General features: G+C 25.3%; 15 protein-coding genes and 1 pseudogene. 14 read left to right on the forward strand and 2 right to left on the reverse strand.

Annotated elements, in window-relative coordinates; genetic code table 11:
• Nucleotides 1–76: 76 nt before the first annotated feature.
• From Q1J78_RS03295 to Q1J78_RS03310, 4 genes are all read left to right on the forward strand, one after another.
• A complete protein-coding gene (locus tag Q1J78_RS03295; protein WP_300280481.1) occupies nt 77–949 on the forward strand; it encodes an ATP-binding cassette domain-containing protein in 873 nt (290 codons plus the stop codon).
• Between the two features lies 1 nt (nt 950).
• Entirely contained in the window at nt 951–1,664 is a 714-nt protein-coding gene (locus tag Q1J78_RS03300) for a hypothetical protein (protein WP_300280484.1), read from the forward strand.
• A 495-nt stretch (nt 1,665–2,159) separates the two neighbouring features.
• Nucleotides 2,160–4,448: a bifunctional dihydroorotate dehydrogenase B NAD binding subunit/NADPH-dependent glutamate synthase gene (locus Q1J78_RS03305; RefSeq protein WP_300280487.1), complete on the forward strand. Its 2,289-nt coding sequence runs from the start codon at nt 2,160–2,162 to the stop codon at nt 4,446–4,448.
• 458 nt (nt 4,449–4,906) lie between these two features.
• Entirely contained in the window at nt 4,907–5,371 is a 465-nt protein-coding gene (locus Q1J78_RS03310; RefSeq protein WP_300280490.1) for a MarR family winged helix-turn-helix transcriptional regulator, read from the forward strand.
• An 867-nt stretch (nt 5,372–6,238) separates the two neighbouring features.
• Here the strand turns inward: Q1J78_RS03310 and Q1J78_RS03315 are convergent.
• A complete protein-coding gene (locus tag Q1J78_RS03315; RefSeq protein ID WP_300280493.1) occupies nt 6,239–6,424 on the reverse strand; it encodes a hypothetical protein in 186 nt (61 codons plus the stop codon).
• A 209-nt stretch (nt 6,425–6,633) separates the two neighbouring features.
• On the opposite strand from Q1J78_RS03315, the gene Q1J78_RS03320 reads away from it, so the two are divergent.
• The 3 genes from Q1J78_RS03320 to Q1J78_RS03330 are packed head-to-tail and all read left to right on the forward strand — an operon-like array spanning nt 6,634 to nt 9,436.
• Nucleotides 6,634–7,521, forward strand: a complete 888-nt coding sequence (locus Q1J78_RS03320; RefSeq protein ID WP_300280496.1) for a polysaccharide deacetylase family protein — start codon at nt 6,634–6,636, stop codon at nt 7,519–7,521.
• 12 nt (nt 7,522–7,533) lie between these two features.
• Nucleotides 7,534–8,481 (forward strand): peptidylprolyl isomerase, encoded by a 948-nt coding sequence (locus Q1J78_RS03325; RefSeq protein ID WP_300280499.1) that lies wholly within the window; start codon nt 7,534–7,536, stop codon nt 8,479–8,481.
• Nucleotides 8,482–8,509: 28 nt separating this feature from the next.
• Nucleotides 8,510–9,436, forward strand: coding sequence for an alpha/beta hydrolase (locus Q1J78_RS03330; protein ID WP_300280502.1), 927 nt, complete (start codon nt 8,510–8,512; stop codon nt 9,434–9,436).
• A gap of 69 nt (nt 9,437–9,505) precedes the next feature.
• Here the strand turns inward: Q1J78_RS03330 and Q1J78_RS03335 are convergent, their stop codons facing one another.
• The gene (locus Q1J78_RS03335) at nt 9,506–10,459 is read right to left on the reverse strand and encodes a DNA/RNA non-specific endonuclease (RefSeq protein WP_300280505.1); all 954 of its coding nucleotides are present in this window, start codon (nt 10,457–10,459) and stop codon (nt 9,506–9,508) included.
• 634 nt (nt 10,460–11,093) lie between these two features.
• On the opposite strand from Q1J78_RS03335, the gene Q1J78_RS03340 reads away from it, so the two are divergent.
• The 7 genes and pseudogenes from Q1J78_RS03340 to Q1J78_RS03370 form a co-directional block, all read left to right on the forward strand.
• Nucleotides 11,094–12,461: a GTP pyrophosphokinase gene (locus Q1J78_RS03340; protein ID WP_300280508.1), complete on the forward strand. Its 1,368-nt coding sequence runs from the start codon at nt 11,094–11,096 to the stop codon at nt 12,459–12,461.
• 329 nt (nt 12,462–12,790) lie between these two features.
• On the forward strand, nt 12,791–13,735 hold the full coding sequence (gene moaA / locus Q1J78_RS03345; protein WP_300280511.1) for a GTP 3',8-cyclase MoaA: 945 nt from the start codon (nt 12,791–12,793) through the stop codon (nt 13,733–13,735).
• Nucleotides 13,736–13,981: 246 nt separating this feature from the next.
• Nucleotides 13,982–14,581, forward strand: coding sequence for a DUF3793 family protein (locus Q1J78_RS03350; protein WP_300280514.1), 600 nt, complete (start codon nt 13,982–13,984; stop codon nt 14,579–14,581).
• A gap of 60 nt (nt 14,582–14,641) precedes the next feature.
• The gene (locus tag Q1J78_RS03355) at nt 14,642–15,058 is read left to right on the forward strand and encodes a flavodoxin (RefSeq protein WP_300280517.1); all 417 of its coding nucleotides are present in this window, start codon (nt 14,642–14,644) and stop codon (nt 15,056–15,058) included.
• Between the two features lie 74 nt (nt 15,059–15,132).
• Nucleotides 15,133–15,549, forward strand: a complete 417-nt coding sequence (locus Q1J78_RS03360; protein ID WP_300280520.1) for a flavodoxin — start codon at nt 15,133–15,135, stop codon at nt 15,547–15,549.
• Between the two features lie 395 nt (nt 15,550–15,944).
• Nucleotides 15,945–16,226 (forward strand): annotated as a pseudogene (locus Q1J78_RS03365) (MerR family DNA-binding transcriptional regulator); the annotation flags it as partial.
• A gap of 18 nt (nt 16,227–16,244) precedes the next feature.
• Nucleotides 16,245–16,425 (forward strand): helix-turn-helix domain-containing protein (locus Q1J78_RS03370; protein ID WP_300280523.1); only part of this gene is annotated, 181 nt, incomplete at its 3' end.

Here is a 16,425-nt window from a genome sequence, read left to right on the forward strand (position 1 = left end):
TATTAAAGATGTAAAAATTGTGTATTATAAAAGTCTAAATTTAAAGTATAAAATCAAAAGAAAAGGAGGAATCAAAATGAGTGATAAATTAGAAATTAGAGGAATTAATAAAAAGTTTGGCAAGCAAGTAATATTAGATGACATAAATATAGAATTTGAAACTGGACATATATACGGAATGTTTGGTAGAAATGGGGTTGGAAAATCAACACTTTGCAACATAATGGCAGATAAATTATATCCAGATAGTGGAGAAGTATGTATAAATGGTGAAAAAATATCTAAAAATTCAAATGAATTAAAAAAGATATGCCATATTAAAGAAACAGATATATTTTCAACAGATATTAAAGTAAAAAATATTTTAAAAGCATATAGCTATTTCTTTGAAAATTATGATAAAGAATTAGAAGAAAGATTGGTGGAAAGATTTAATGTTAATACAAAAAAAACAATAGGTAAGTTATCAAGAGGTCAAAAATCAATAGTAATGATAATAGTAGCACTTTCATCAAATGCAGAAATAACAATTTTTGATGAGCCAACAATAGGATTAGATGTATCAAATAGAAAAATCTTTTATGAAGAACTTATGCAAAAATACTCAGAAACTATGAATACTTATATAATAACAACACATTTAGTAGAAGAAATGGAAAAACTGATTGAAAAGGTAGTAATAATTAATAATAAGAGTATAAAAATAAATGAAGATATTGAAGATTTAAAAGAAAAATCTCATTTAATTACAGGAAAATCAGAGGACTTAAAAAAATTATCATTCTATGATGAAGCAAAGGAATATAAAAAATTTGCTTCTAGTGAAACAATATTCTACTATGGTAAAATCTCTGGAGATGATGAAGAATATATAAAGTCTAAAGATTTAAAATTAGAGAAACCTACACTTGAAGATATATTTTTAAAAACTACAGAAGAGGTGAGATAAGATGAAAAAATTAAGACCCTATATTGAATATTTACAGATAAATTTCAAAATATATTTATTAGTATGGATAGCATTTTTAGCATTTTTTTCTATTATATCTATAGGAGATAGAGTATTATCTGGTGCATCTAAAATAGATTTGCTTTCATCAACTACAATTGGAAGTTTAACAGGTATAATATGTGTATATGCAATAACTTTATCGAATTTTGAATTTAACACTATGCTTAACATAAGATCTGATAGAAAATCTATAATAATATCTTCTATAATATCATCAATAGTATTTACACTTTTAGTAACTATTTTAAATGTAATATTTATTAAAGGATTAGAAAGTATTTTTAATGGATTTACTTTAAAAACAATAGAAGCAGATATTTCTTATATATTAAGTAGTTTAAAAATATTTTTCCTAGATATATCTATAGGAATGGTTGTAGGAGCATTAATTTATAGATTTGGAGGAATAAAGTTTACACTTGGATTAGTGTTTATAGGAGTTATAGTTATATTATTTGGAGTATCTCCAAATTCAATATTACAGGCGATAATGTATAAAACTATATATTATGTAGAAGTTATAGTTGAAAATTATTCTACTATAGCGACAATACTAATTACATTAATAATGTATACTATATATGTAATGTTGATGATAAATGCTCCATCAAAAGAATATTCTAAGAAAAGCATATTTAAATCAAAAATGTAACAATCTGAAAAGTATTGAAACGGTTTGAAGTTTTAAAATGAAAACTTTGGACCGTTTTTTATTTAGAAATATTTTAAATTAAAAAAGCTTAAAATAGCCAAAAATAAATAAAATTTTATCAAATAGTCTAAAAAGACAGAAAAATCAAAAAAAGAATTAATAAAATTATTAATCATAATTATATATTATAATTAATAAAAATAATTATTAGTGTTAAAATTAGTTAAAAAAATAACTTAAAAATAATATACTGATTTTTATAAAAAGCCTAGATTTCAACACTTTTTAATCGACTTAAAAAATAAATTTTGTAAAAATAGTATAATACATTGTTAAAAAGTAGCATATATATATATAAATTAATCATTAGCTAAAAAATCATTATGATACTATTGCTATGATATTGAATATAAATATAGTATAATTGTAATTAGGAACTAGAAAATTTATAAATTTATAAATTTTACTCTTTTAATAAAGATAGGAGAATGTGATATGAGTTTTAGAATAGTGAAAAAAGAACGCTTGACAGACAATATTTTTGCAATGGATATAGAAGCTCCTAGAGTTGCTAAATCCGCAAATCCTGGACAATTTATAATTATTAAAATTGACGAAAAGGGAGAAAGAGTTCCACTTACAATAGCAGATTACGATAAAGAAGCTGGAACAGTAAAAATAGTTTTACAGACAGTAGGTGCATCAACAACAAAATTAGCTGACCTTAAGGAAAACGATTTTGTAAATGATTTTGTTGGACCATTAGGAAATCCAAGTGAATTTATCTATGAAGATGTGGAAAGTTTAAAAAAGGAAAATATCATATTCGTAGCCGGTGGAGTTGGAGCTGCTCCAGTATATCCACAAGTTAAATGGCTAAGAGAGCATGGCATAGATTGTGATGTTATAATCGGTGCTAGAACAAAAGAACTTATAATTTTAGAAGACGATATGAAAAAAATAGCAAGAGATGTTTATATATCTACAGATGATGGTTCATATGGTTTTGATGGAAGAGTAACAGATTGTTTAAAAGATTTAATCGATAATAAAGGTAAAAAATACACAAGAGCAATCGTAATAGGTCCTATGATAATGATGAAATTTATGTGTATGCTTACTAAAGAACTTAACATACCAACAACAGTAAGTTTAAATACAATAATGGTTGATGGTACAGGTATGTGTGGAGCATGTCGTGTTACTGTTGGAGATGAAGTTAAATTTGCTTGTTGTGATGGTCCAGAGTTTGACGGACATCTTGTAAACTTTGATGAAGCGATGAGAAGACAGACAATGTTTAAAACTCCAGAAGGTAGAGCTAAGTTAAAATTAGAAGAAGGAGATACACATAAACATGGTGGATGTGGATGTTCTGAAGATGAAAAAGCTAAAAAAGCTAAGAGAGTACCTGTAAGAGAACAAGATCCAAAGGTAAGAGCTAAAAACTTTGATGAAGTATGTTTAGGATACAATAAAGAAGAAGCTATGATGGAATCTGAAAGATGTCTTAATTGTAAAAATCCTAGATGTGTAAAAGGATGTCCAGTAGGTATAAATATACCAGGATTTATCTCTAAGGTTAAAGAAGGAGATATAAAAGGAGCTGCAAAAGTTATATCTATATCAAGTTCACTTCCTTCTATTTGTGGTAGAGTATGTCCACAAGAAAGTCAATGTGAAGGTCAGTGTGTAGTTGGTATAAAAAATGAACCAATAGCAATAGGAAAACTAGAAAGATTTGTTGGAGATTGGTCAAGAGAAAATGGATGTAGCTTTGGTGTAGAAGAAAAACCAAACGGAATAAAAGTAGCAGTAGTTGGCAGTGGTCCATCAGGACTTGCTTGTGCTGGTGATTTAGCTAAAAAAGGATATGATGTTACAATATTTGAAGCATTCCATGAATCTGGTGGTGTTTTAACATATGGAATACCAGAATTTAGATTACCAAAACAAAAAGTTGTACAACCTGAAATAAATAATATAAAAAAATTAGGTGTTAAGATAGAAACAAATGTAGTTATAGGAAGAACAATAACAGTAGATGAACTTATAGAAAATGAAGGATTTGAAGCGATATTTATAGGATCAGGTGCAGGACTTCCAACATTTATGGGAATACCTGGAGAAAATGCAAATGGAGTTGTTTCTGCAAATGAATATTTAACTAGAGTAAATCTTATGAAAGCTTATGATGATTCTTATGATACTCCTATAAACATAGGTAAAAAGGTCGCAATAGTAGGTGGCGGAAATGTTGCTATGGATGCAGCAAGAACTGCACTTAGATTAGGTTCTGAATCTATAATAGTTTATAGAAGAAGTGAAAAAGAATTACCTGCTAGAGTAGAAGAAGTTCACCATGCAAAAGAAGAAGGTATAGAATTCTTAACTTTAACAAATCCTAAAGAAATATTAGTTGATAACGATGGAAATGTTAAAGGAATGATATGTATAAAAATGGAATTAGGAGAACCAGATAGTTCAGGAAGAAGAAGACCAATTGAAATTCCAGGTTCTGAATTTGAAATGGATGTAGATACAGTTATAATGTCTTTAGGAACTAGACCAAATCCATTAATATCATCTACTACAAAAGGTCTAGATGTAAATAGAAAAAAATGTATAGTAGTAAATGAAAATGAACAAACTTCTAAAGAAGGTGTATATGCAGGTGGAGATGCAGTAACAGGTGCTGCAACAGTAATATCTGCTATGGGAGCTGGAAAAACAGCAGCAGCATCTATAGATAATTATCTAAAAGAAAAACATAATAATAAATAAAAATATAATAATAAATAAAAATATAAAGTCAATCTAATTTTATTTAAAAATTTTTACAATAAAATTTAGATTGTATATAGATACCTTTTGATAAAAAATTAAATAAAACATTTTATAAAAATACAGTAGCTAAATTCTTAGTTGCTGTATTTTTTATATATTATATTTTTTGTCTTATGTGCATTAATAATATATTAAAGAAATAAAAAAATATTTTTTTATAAAATTAGTATAGGTAAAAATAAAAAAACAAAAATAAATTAAATATAATGCTGTATACAATAAACTGTTTTTAAAGAACAGACTAAAATTTTAAAAATAAGGAGAAAAATTATTATAAAAACTTTACTTTTTTTGAAAAGTAGGGTAATCTTATTCTATAAGGATATGGTTATATCATTGTGACAATACTTTAGCTTAAAATGCTTGAAAGTTTTTCTAAAAGGAAGGAGAAAACTATGTTAAAAAAAGAAGATGTTATAAGATATTCAGCAGGAATCCATTTTTCTCAGGAAAGATTATTTAATGCTTTTTTAAGAGAAAAAGGAATAAAGAATATATCTATATCTAAATTTAGAGTACTTGAAGTACTATGGAACAATAAGGAAGAAGGCATCATATTCAGTAGAATATGTCAGGAAACAGATCTTGCTAAATCAACTGTTTCAATAATGCTTTCAAATATGGAAAAACAAGGTTTAATATATAGAGTTGCACAGGGAAATGATATTCAAAATGTACTATTCTATCCAACAGAAGAAGGATGTAAATATAAAAATGAGTATTATGAGATAATGGACAAAATATATGAAATCATATATGAAGGAGTTTCTCCAGAAGAGAAAGAAGTATATGAAAAAGTTTTAACGACAATAACTGAAAATTATAAAAAAAGAATATATAAGAAAAAAAGAAATAAATAATATAATTTGATTTAATTATTGTTAATTATTGCTTAAGAGTTTAATAAGAAAAGCTTACTAAGGAGAAATGATAAAATTACAATAAATATTTATTGTGGTTTTAAAGTTATGAATTAAATAAATTTACAATCATAAAGATACGTTTTACATAATGATAATTATATTGGCTTGAATATTATTAAAATTTTAGAAATATAATAATTCTAAAATATAATTACATAGTTTGACAATATTAGATTGTGGTAAGCAAAATTGAAGGAGGTTCAATTTTAAGGGACTTATCCGGATAAAATTTAAATTTTAGATTTTGAAAAACGAATAATAGCATATTAAGGTAAATTTATATACTTACTCGTAAATTCAAGTGAAAATTTTAGCAAGTAAGAGAAAAAATACATGATTGATAGAACTAATATGATAATAAAAAAGCCAGTATAATTATATATTGGCTTTTATTATGTAAAAAAGTTAAATATATATTAAAAAATAGTATATATAATAAAAATAATAAATGTTAAATAAAAAATAATATAAAAATTTCAAATTGTAACATAAAAAATATTAATAATTATGCTTCTATTATCAATTGATAATATATAATAAAAATTATTATCAAAATAAACACCAAATTTCTAATAAAAAATTCCAGTATATATCAAATTTACATAGATATCAACTTTAAAAAATTCCAGTATATATTAAACTTACATATGATTTTTGTAAAATAGCAATGATTATTACTTAAAAATAAAAAAATACTGACCACGAAAATAATAAGATATTATTTTCAATGCTCAGTATATAATAATTATCGTATTAAGTTTTAAAGTTTTATAAATTTGCTTGTAAAAGAAAATATATTTTTGCCTATTTTAAATCTGAATTTATTCCTATAATATATTTTTCGTTTACAACGTAAAGCTTGAATTTATGTACAATTACAATGTCCTCTAAGTTTTCCAAAACACTTACAACACGGACGCATTTGCCTCTTATTTCGGTAGGTAAATCTAACGAGTTTTCTAAATTAATATAGTCGTCATACTGATACATAAAATCATCCCCTGTATTTATAATGTAAGTTAATTATACTACAAAAAAACCTTTATTTCTATATTAAATTAAGCATTTTCAAATGAGAGAGTTACAAATTGGTGAAAAATTTCCAGATTAAGACATACATAGTTAAATTTGTAGTATAATGTAATAAGTTGTTTGGTTATACAATTTTATGAAGGATATATTCGTTAGGAGGAAATAAAATGGCAAATAAAAAAGAAACAACAAATAAAAATCCACAGACAAAAAAAGCGTCTTCTTCAAATGCAAAAAATGCCAGAAGAAGAAAGAAAAAACAACAACGAAGAATAATTATAATTGGTGCTGTGGTAGTTTTAATAATAGCAGGTCTATTAGTAAAAACATTAGCAGGTGGTAATGTTTACGATGCCTCTAAAAAAAGAGATGTCGCTTTAACATCTACAACAATAACTGATATGGTTAAAGATACTTCTAGAGAATCTGAAAAAGGACCTCAAAAAACATCTGGAAGAACAGTTTATATAACTATAGATGATGGTCCATCAAAATATACAGATCGGATGCTTAAGATATTAGATAAATATAATGCAAAAGCTACATTCTTTATGATTGAACCTAATATGAGACGGTATCCACAACAAGTTAAGAATGTATCAAATAGTACAAGTACTGCTGGATTCCACAGTGTAACTCATGATGTAAAACAGTTATATAAAACTCCAGAAGCAGCAAAAAATGAGTTTGATCAGTGCAGTAAAACTTATACTAAAATAACAGGTAAAAAATCAAAAGTTATAAGAATACCATTTGGTAGTAAACCATACACTCCAAAAGCATCATATGATAATATGATAGCAGCAGGTTATAAAATTTGGGACTGGAATGTCGATACTAATGACTGGAGAGGAAACTCTGCTCAGATAATGAATGTTGTAAAACAGTATGGAAATGGTCATAATGTAATAATATTAATGCATGAAAAACCACAAACTTTAGAAACATTTGATGCATTAGTAAAATATTATGCTGATAATGGATACGAATTTGCAGCTGTTGGACAAAATGAAAAACCTAAAAACTTCTGGCTACAGAATTTAAGTTTAAACTAAGGAGGAAGAAATATGTTTAAAAAGAAATTAGTATTAGCTTTAGGAATGGCGGCAATTCTTTCTCTAACAGGATGCTCAAAAGGAACTATAGCTACAGTTAATGATACAAAAATAACTTCAGATGATTTAAAAGTTGCAGAAGCTATAATATCTTCTGTAAATGAATATAAAACAGGAAGAACTTTTGAAGATATGTCAAAAGAAGAACAGGAAGAATTAAAAACTACAGCAGCAAACTTTTTAGTTGACAGTGAAGTAGTATATCAAAAAGCTTTAGAAGATGGAATAACTATAGAAAATGCTGAAAATGATAGTAGAGAAATAGAATTAATTGATGCTTTAAAAGAAAATCCTATATTCAAAAAAGATTTAGAGGATAAAGGTATAACAAAAGAAGAGTTAAAAAGTTATATAGAAAAAGATAATGTAATAAATGCATATAAAGAACAGTTTAATGAAAAACAAAATGTAACAGATCAAGAAATTCAAGATTATTATAATGAACATAGAGATGAATTTAAAAACAAAATGATAGATGCATCTCATATATTATTTGCAACAGTAGATAGAGATTTAAAGAGTGTTTCTGATGAAAAGAAAGAAGAAATCAAAAAAACTGCTGAAGATGTATTAAAAAGAGCAAAATCAGGAGAAGATTTTGGAGAACTTGCAAAAAAATATTCTGATGATAAAAAGACTGGTGAAAAAGGTGGATCTTTAGGTCTATTTGATAGAGATTCAAAAGATGCATTATTTAGTAGAGAAGCATTTAAGTTAAACAATGGTGAAGTTTCAGATTTAATAACAACAAATAGAGGATATGAAATAGTAAAAGTAAACTCTACAAAAGAAGAACAAAAAGAGTTAGCTAAATGCAAAGAAGAAGTTAAGAAAAAAATACTTAATGAAAGATATGTAAAACATGTTGAACAGCTTATAAAAGAAGCTAAAATAAAATAATTCATTTAAAAATAAGAGGGTGTATTGATTGAAGTGTAATAGATTTGTATTTAATGGCTCAGATAATAAAAAATTATCTGCAATAAGATGGGAAAATGAGGATGATTATAAAATAAAAGGGATTGTCCAAATATCTCATGGAATGGCTGAAAATGCAAAAAGATATGAAGGTTTTGCAAAAAAACTCACAGATTCTGGATATATAGTATATATTCACGACCATAGGGGGCATGGTGAAAGTGAGGATTCTTTAGAAAACTTAGGTTATCTTGCTAGAGAAAATGGATTTGATTTTCTAGTGGAAGATATGAAGTTGCTTACAAATATAATAAGAAAAGAGAATCAAGGTGTACCAGTTTATCTTTTTGGTCATAGTATGGGGTCTTTTGCAGCACAGAAATATCTTATAGATTACTCTGATTCAATAAACGCGATTATTCTTTCTGGGTCTTGTGGTGATTTTGGTACAGAATTAAAAATGATTACTCCGATTATTTCTTGTATAGAAAAAGTACATGGAGAAAGACATAGAAGTAAGCTTTTGGATAATCTTATTTTTGGTGGAAATAATAAACAGTTTAAAAATCCTAGAACAAAGTTTGATTGGCTATCTAGAGATGAAAAAGAAGTCGATAAATACATAGCTGATAATAAATGTGGTTTTTTATGTACTACTGCTTTTTATAGAGATTTTATAAATGGATTAAAGTATATTGAAAATAAAAAGAATTTATCAAAACTTACTAAATGTGTGCCAATTTTAATTTTATCAGGAGATAAAGATCCTATTGGTAAAAATGGGAAGGGTGTACAAAATCTTTATGAGAGATACAAAGCTTTCGGAGTAAAAGATGTATCTATGAAATTATATAAAGATGCTAGACATGAAATATTGAATGAAACTAATAAAGATGAAGTAATGCAAGATATAGTTGAATGGCTAGGTACTAAATAGATATAAAAGACCATAAAAAAAGAGAGTTTAAACTCTCTTTTTTTATTGCAATGATTTATTTAACGATTACTAATAGCATATATCACAAGCATCATATTTGCCAGATTCTTCTTTTGTACCAGATAGAATTTTTTTACTTCTGCTTAATGTATGACAAGACTTAGATGAATGATATGATTTTCCATTAGGTGTCCAATAAACTGTTTCATTGGAATCAGAAGTAGTATTTGATTTTTCTGTATAATCACCGTCTGATTTATTAGAATTTAATCCAGCATTATATTCATCAGGATTTACATTATCAAAATCATCTTTAATAACCTCACCATTTATAGTGTATGTATAACTATAATGACTTGGTATTTGTGTATTTGTATTTGGATAAGTTATTATTGCTGTAAAATTAGTACATCCTCCAGCATCTCTTATAACTTTTTCCATATAAGCTTGATCACCATGTCTATTAAGAGTACTATTTTGAGGAGTTATGTTATATGCATTAGAAACTCCTCCAAGTGAATCGGCTATAATATGTCCTTCATCAAGATATTTACTTTCAACTCCTGGAACTTTTGCTTCGTCGGGATAATATCTTCCTTTTGAAGTAACAGGTTCTGTTTTTTCATTTTGTAAAATAACCTCTTTTGCTACTACTTTAACCAATTGACCATATTCATTAGTAAATGCCCAATATTCTCTATCTCCAAAACCGATATCAACTGCTACATTAGGTTCTCTATGTCCAGATAAATCACCACCATCGACTTTGATGATTTTGTAGCCATTAAACATATCATTAGATAAATCTTCTTTATTATCTTGTTTAGATAAATTTTCTTCAGATAAATTTTCACTTTCATCATCAGTATTTTCAATATTTTTATTTTCTATACTTTCTTCATTAGCTACTTTATTAGCATTTGTGTCTATATCAGAATTTTTTTCACTTGGAACAAAAAATGATATTATACTAAATATTAATATTATCACTAATGTAGAACACCCTATATTTTTTTTCTTCATACACACCTCCAAATAAAATAAATTAATTCATACAATATTATACATATTTTTGAATAAAATTCCAATAAAATGTTTATATCCTTAAAAATAATAAATATTCAAAACAATCCTTGAAAATATAATAATCAGTAAAAATATAATATATTATACAAAATTAAACTAAAATAATAATTAAACTAAAAATAATATAGATGAACTGAAATAATATAAAAAATATTATAATAAAAGTAAAATAAAAAAGTATAATAATTAACAACTATGATAAAATATAAGTATATAAACTTATTAAACTAGCCAAGAACATTCATGACTTTAGTTGTGGGAGGTTCAGATAGATAAATATTTGAAACTGTTAAAAAATAAAATACTATAAAATAAAATAAAAATAGAATAGAAATAAAATACTATTAGAATAAAAATAATAAAATAAAAATAAAACATTAGAAAGTATTGAATTTTATTATAAAAAATATTAAAATCTATAAAAATAAATATTAAAGAAAATTGTAATTTTAATATAATTTGAATATTAAACTAAATTTGAATATTAAACTAAAATTAGTTATAATTAAATTATATTGAAAATTTCTTCCAAAACAATAAAATATAATTTAAATTTGAAAGGGATAAAAATATGGGGTTAAAAGAATTTGAATTTATTGATAAAGCTGTAAATATACTTGATGATATGACGCCGATGCTTATCGATATATCAAGTGAATTGGAAACTTATTTTGAAAAAATACTCCAAGAAAAAGAACAAGAGTATATAAGTATGTCTTCAAGAGTAAAATCAGAAGCTAGTTTAAGAGAAAAAATAATTAGAAATAGATATTTGGTAAAATTTGATGAAGCATCAAATATGATGGAATTTTTACCAGATTTAATAGGTGTTAGAATAGAATGTAGATTCATAGAGGAAGAAAACAAAGTGTATAGAGCACTTAGAAGATATTTTAACAAAACAGATGATAAAATATACTATTACAATAATTCTAATAAAAATATAATGTTGAAAATGTCTGAAAAACAACCAAGTAGACAAAAAAATGGATTTGAAATTTATAAAATTGATGGTATATATAAAATATTAAACAGAACAGTTAATTTTGAACTACAGATAAAATCATTGGTAAATGTATTCTGGGGAGAAATAGAACATAAGGTAATATATAAAAATAATACATATTTACTTGCAGATGGATTTATAAAGGAAATGATGAAAACTATAAAACAAAATCTTACAATGATTGATAAACAGCTTTTAAGCCTTTATAAAACATTCCATACACCACATACATTTAATTCAGATATAAGTAGAGCAGAGATTGAAAAATTATTTGCAAAATTTGTTTATGATATATTCTCACAAAAAATGATGCAAGATATAGGATTTATAGTCGATTTTAAAAAGCCTTGTGAAACTATAATTAGTTATGCACTAGATAAAATAGAATCAGAAGATAGAATTGCTGAATTTTTAATAAATGAGTTTAGTATGCTTGGTCAGATAGTGGGTAAGGAAATAGATTTTAATTCAGAAATAGAATTTGAAAGAGAACCTGTTTTTAGTAGAAAATTTGGAGAAAGAATAGGAACTATGTTTAGAAAAAGACTAAACACAGAATTTCCATGGAATTTATTCTTTAGAATTTTATTTGAAATAGAGCCTTGTAGCAATACAGGAGATTTTGAAAACTTTATATACTATATCAGAGATACTGTTCTTGGTAAAAAATCTAGAGATATAATAAAAGAACAATTTGGACTAGATGAAGGAAATAAGATTATAGATGATATTTACGATATAATTGCAGATTTCTTTGAAGAAGTTACAGGAATAGAAATTCTTTACAAACAGAATTTAGAAAAAATATCATCAGCTACATTAGATTCTGTAATGTATATTTGTGATAACTATCAAAATTGTGAAGAATTTGAAAATGATATAGGAGAGTTTGAGTCTGTATTTAGTGAAAAATTAAGAGATATCATAGAATAAAATTATATGGTATAATTTTATTAAGTGGGAAAGGTTTTTAATAGAGTAAATATAAGAAAATAAAATGATTTATACTGCAAGGAATTAATTTTATAATGTAAAAATGATTTATTGTAGATAAATGTTAAATATAGGAAATTATAGCTAAAAAATAATTTATTAATTCAAAAATGATTCATTGAAGATAAATATAGTAATACGTTAAATAATTGGGAGTGTGTTATATGAGAAAGATAGATACTTTATACAAAAATAAATTACATTCAATAAAATATATTAAAAAATATATCAATATATATAATTTGTATAAATTTTAGGATTTTAATAAAATGATAGATAGATATGGAAGAGTAATAGATTGTCTAAAAATTGCTATTACAGATAAATGTAATTTACAATGTGTATATTGTAAAAAAGCTGACACAAAATATAAACCTAATTATATAAATGACGTATTAAATCCAGAGGATATAAAATTTTTGATAAAAGTATTTTCTGAAAATGGAATAAAAAGAATAAAGTTTGTTGGAGGAGGAGGAGAACCAACACTCCATCCAAATCTTCCAGAATTTATAAAATATGCAAAAGAATGTGGTATAAGGGATATTTCTCTTACTACAAATGGAACTACATTGTCTAGAAATGCAAGACTTTTTAAGGAGTGTGGATTGACAAATGTAAATGTAAGTGTAGATTCTTTAAAACAATATAAATATAGAGCTGTTACGAGAGTAGGAAATTTAAATGAAGTTTTGACAGGAATAGATAATTGTCTTAGAGTAGGATTAAATGTCAAAATAAATTGTGTAGCTATTAAAGATTTTAATGATAATGAACTTGTTGATTTTATACAAATTTCAAGAAGAATACCTATAGATGTAAGGTTTATAGAATTTATGCCTTATGGAGAGGCAAAAGAAATTTATAAAAGAGGTCATTATGATATAAAATCTACAATAGAATCTTTACCAGGGATAGAAGCTATAGAAAATAGGGACAAAGGAAGTATAGCTACATACTACAAAGTAAAAGGATCAAAAGGTAGAATAGGCGTTATTACACCTATGAATTGTTCGTTTTGTGATAAATGTGATAAAATTAATATAACTCACGATGGAATGTTAAGACTTTGCACACACTCTAAAAATGAAATAGATTTAAAACCATTTTTACAAAAGCCTTATTTATTTAATGAAAATATTAAAAAAATTATTTCTGCAAAACCTAGACATAATACACTTATAAAAAGGCAATTTGTAAAAAATAATTATTAAAAATAGATAAAAAAAGTAAATAATATATTTTAAAAAGTATTTATCTTTATTGGATAAATACTTTTTTTATTTTTAAAGACAAGTAATTTCAATATATGTAAAACTTATTGATAAAATTTTATAAAAAATGATAAATAAATGATACTAATTATCAAATAAAAGATTGATTATTTTTTAAAAGTGTATTAATATAATAAATGTAGCAGGAATGATAATCAATTTCGATTAAAGAGGAGGATAAATTTGATGGATGTAGCTTGTTTAAGATGTAGTATAAAAGGGAATATGGCATTACAGTGCTCATTGGTTTTGTCTGGAATAAAGCCATCAAATTTATTGATTTATGATAATCATTGTGAAGGGTGTATATCTGAAGAATTGAAAAATACAGGAACAGAGCATATGAAATTATACAGTGGTGATAAGGAAAGTATTTCTATAATTTTTAATAGAGAAAAATTAGAAAATACTCTATCAAATAAAGAAAATAAAGATTTCATAAAGCAGTATGGATATGATTTTGAAGATATTTCTGATGTTATAAATAAATTATCAGAAAGATACACAGAATTTAAGGAAGGAAAAATAGATTTCCCTCATGAAATGGGAGTTATACTAGGATATCCTTTAGAAGATGTATCAGGATTTATAGAAAATAATGGAAAAAACTATCTATATTCTGGTTATTGGAAAGTCTACAAAAATGCCGAAGAAAAAATTAGGCTATTTAAAATATATAAAGATATAAAAAAATACTTTGTAGAGCAAATTGAAACTGGAAAACATTTATATCAGATATGTTCAGATTTTAAGTGTTTATCTACTAAATTTGCAAGTGTTGCATAATTAATGCAATTAAAATATAAAATATTAATTTAGGATTGGTGTTTGCCAAGAGGAGGAAAAATGAAAGAAATAAAAGTTGTTTATTGGAGTGGAACAGGAAATACAGAAAGTATGGCTAATATGCTATCAGAAGCAATAAAAGCATCAGGAAATGAAGCTACATTATTCAATGTTTCTGATATAGATAAAGATAAATTACTAGAAGATGAAATATTTGTTTTAGGTTGTCCTTCTATGGGTAATGAAGAATTAGAGGAAGGAGAAATGGAACCATTTGTTGAATCATTAGAAGGTGGTTTATCAGGTAAAAAAGTTGCATTATTTGGATCTTACGGATGGGGATCTGGAGAATGGATGGAAACTTGGAGTGAAAGAATGACAAATGCTGGAGCAGAAGTTATAGGTACAGTAATATGTAATGAAGCTCCATCAGGAGATACAGAAGCTGAATTAAAAGAATTAGCAAGCAAATTTTAATAAGTATAAGTAAAATAGTACATATTATTTCTTGCTTGACTAAAAATTTTATTTACTAAAAGGAGGAAATAAATATGAAAGAAATAAAAGTTGTTTATTGGAGTGGAACAGGAAATACAGAAAGTATGGCTAATATATTAGCAGATGCAATAAAAGCATCAGGAAACGAAGCGACAGTATTAAATGTTTCAGATATAGATAAAGATAAATTATTAGAAGAAGAAGTATTTGCTTTAGGTTGTCCTGCTTGTGGAAGCGAAGAGCTAGAAGAAGGAGAAATGGAACCATTTGTTGAATCATTAGAAGATGGTTTATCAGGCAAAAAGGTTGCATTATTTGGATCTTATGGATGGGGATCTGGAGAATGGATGGAAACTTGGAGTGAAAGAATGACAAATGCTGGAGCAGAAGTTATAGGCACAGTGATATGCAATGTAGCTCCAACAGAAGAAACAGAAGCTGAATTAAAAGAATTAGCAAGCAAATTTTAATAATTATAAGTAATATAAAAAGGTTATGCATTATTTTGTAAATGTCATAACCTTTTTTTATAATAATTCAAAAAATGATTTAAAATAAAGTAATAATTAAGTAATAAAATAAAGTAGTGATTGATAATAAAATAAAGTAACAATCAAAAATAATATATTAATTAATAATGATTTAAAAATAAAGTATTTTATCAATATAAATAAAAATATCTAAAAATAAATCTCTGAAAATGTGTGTAAAATAAACTAAAATGGATATAAATTATATTAAGATATAAAAAATCAAACGATTGAAAATATCTAAAAATAACTTCAATTATTAGGAGCATAGAATAGTTATTTAAAATATATATAAACATATATAAACATGATAAAATGTAGTCAGAGGTGATTACATGGGAAATAATAATTATAAACCAAAAGAATTTGCTGAATTAATAGGTGTTTCAGTAAAAACATTACAAAGATGGGATAATGACAGCAAATTAAAAGCATATAGAACACCAACTAATAGAAGATATTATACTTATGAACAATATTTAAAATATATTGGCAAAACAAATATTGAAGATAAAAGAAAAGTAGTTATATACACAAGAGTTTCAACTTCTAATCAAAAAGATGATTTGAAAAATCAAGTCGACTTTCTCAGACAATATGCGAATGCTGAAAGTATAAAAACAAAATAAGAAAGGATGAAGAAGTTGAAAAGAGCATACAAAATAGAAATTAAACCAACAAAAGAGCAGAAAATAAAAATCAATAAAACAATTGGTGTTTCTAGATATGTATATAATTTCTATTTAATTCATAATAAAGAAATTTATGAAAAAGAAAAAAGATTTGTATCAGGAATGGAGTTTTCTAAATGGCTTA

Source organism: Peptacetobacter sp. (assembly GCF_029264495.1).
Lineage (GTDB): Bacteria > Bacillota > Clostridia > Peptostreptococcales > Peptostreptococcaceae > Peptacetobacter.

Coding starts and splice junctions, on each gene's coding strand:
- Q1J78_RS03295 (WP_300280481.1), top strand. CDS start 77: ATGAGTGATAAATTAGAAATTAGAGGAATTAATAAAAAGTTTGGCAAG.
- Q1J78_RS03300 (WP_300280484.1), top strand. CDS start 951: ATGAAAAAATTAAGACCCTATATTGAATATTTACAGATAAATTTCAAA.
- Q1J78_RS03305 (WP_300280487.1), top strand. CDS start 2,160: ATGAGTTTTAGAATAGTGAAAAAAGAACGCTTGACAGACAATATTTTT.
- Q1J78_RS03310 (WP_300280490.1), top strand. CDS start 4,907: ATGTTAAAAAAAGAAGATGTTATAAGATATTCAGCAGGAATCCATTTT.
- Q1J78_RS03315 (WP_300280493.1), bottom strand. CDS start 6,424: ATGTATCAGTATGACGACTATATTAATTTAGAAAACTCGTTAGATTTA.
- Q1J78_RS03320 (WP_300280496.1), top strand. CDS start 6,634: ATGGCAAATAAAAAAGAAACAACAAATAAAAATCCACAGACAAAAAAA.
- Q1J78_RS03325 (WP_300280499.1), top strand. CDS start 7,534: ATGTTTAAAAAGAAATTAGTATTAGCTTTAGGAATGGCGGCAATTCTT.
- Q1J78_RS03335 (WP_300280505.1), bottom strand. CDS start 10,459: ATGAAGAAAAAAAATATAGGGTGTTCTACATTAGTGATAATATTAATA.
- Q1J78_RS03340 (WP_300280508.1), top strand. CDS start 11,094: ATGGGGTTAAAAGAATTTGAATTTATTGATAAAGCTGTAAATATACTT.
- moaA (WP_300280511.1), top strand. CDS start 12,791: ATGATAGATAGATATGGAAGAGTAATAGATTGTCTAAAAATTGCTATT.
- Q1J78_RS03350 (WP_300280514.1), top strand. CDS start 13,982: ATGGATGTAGCTTGTTTAAGATGTAGTATAAAAGGGAATATGGCATTA.
- Q1J78_RS03355 (WP_300280517.1), top strand. CDS start 14,642: ATGAAAGAAATAAAAGTTGTTTATTGGAGTGGAACAGGAAATACAGAA.
- Q1J78_RS03360 (WP_300280520.1), top strand. CDS start 15,133: ATGAAAGAAATAAAAGTTGTTTATTGGAGTGGAACAGGAAATACAGAA.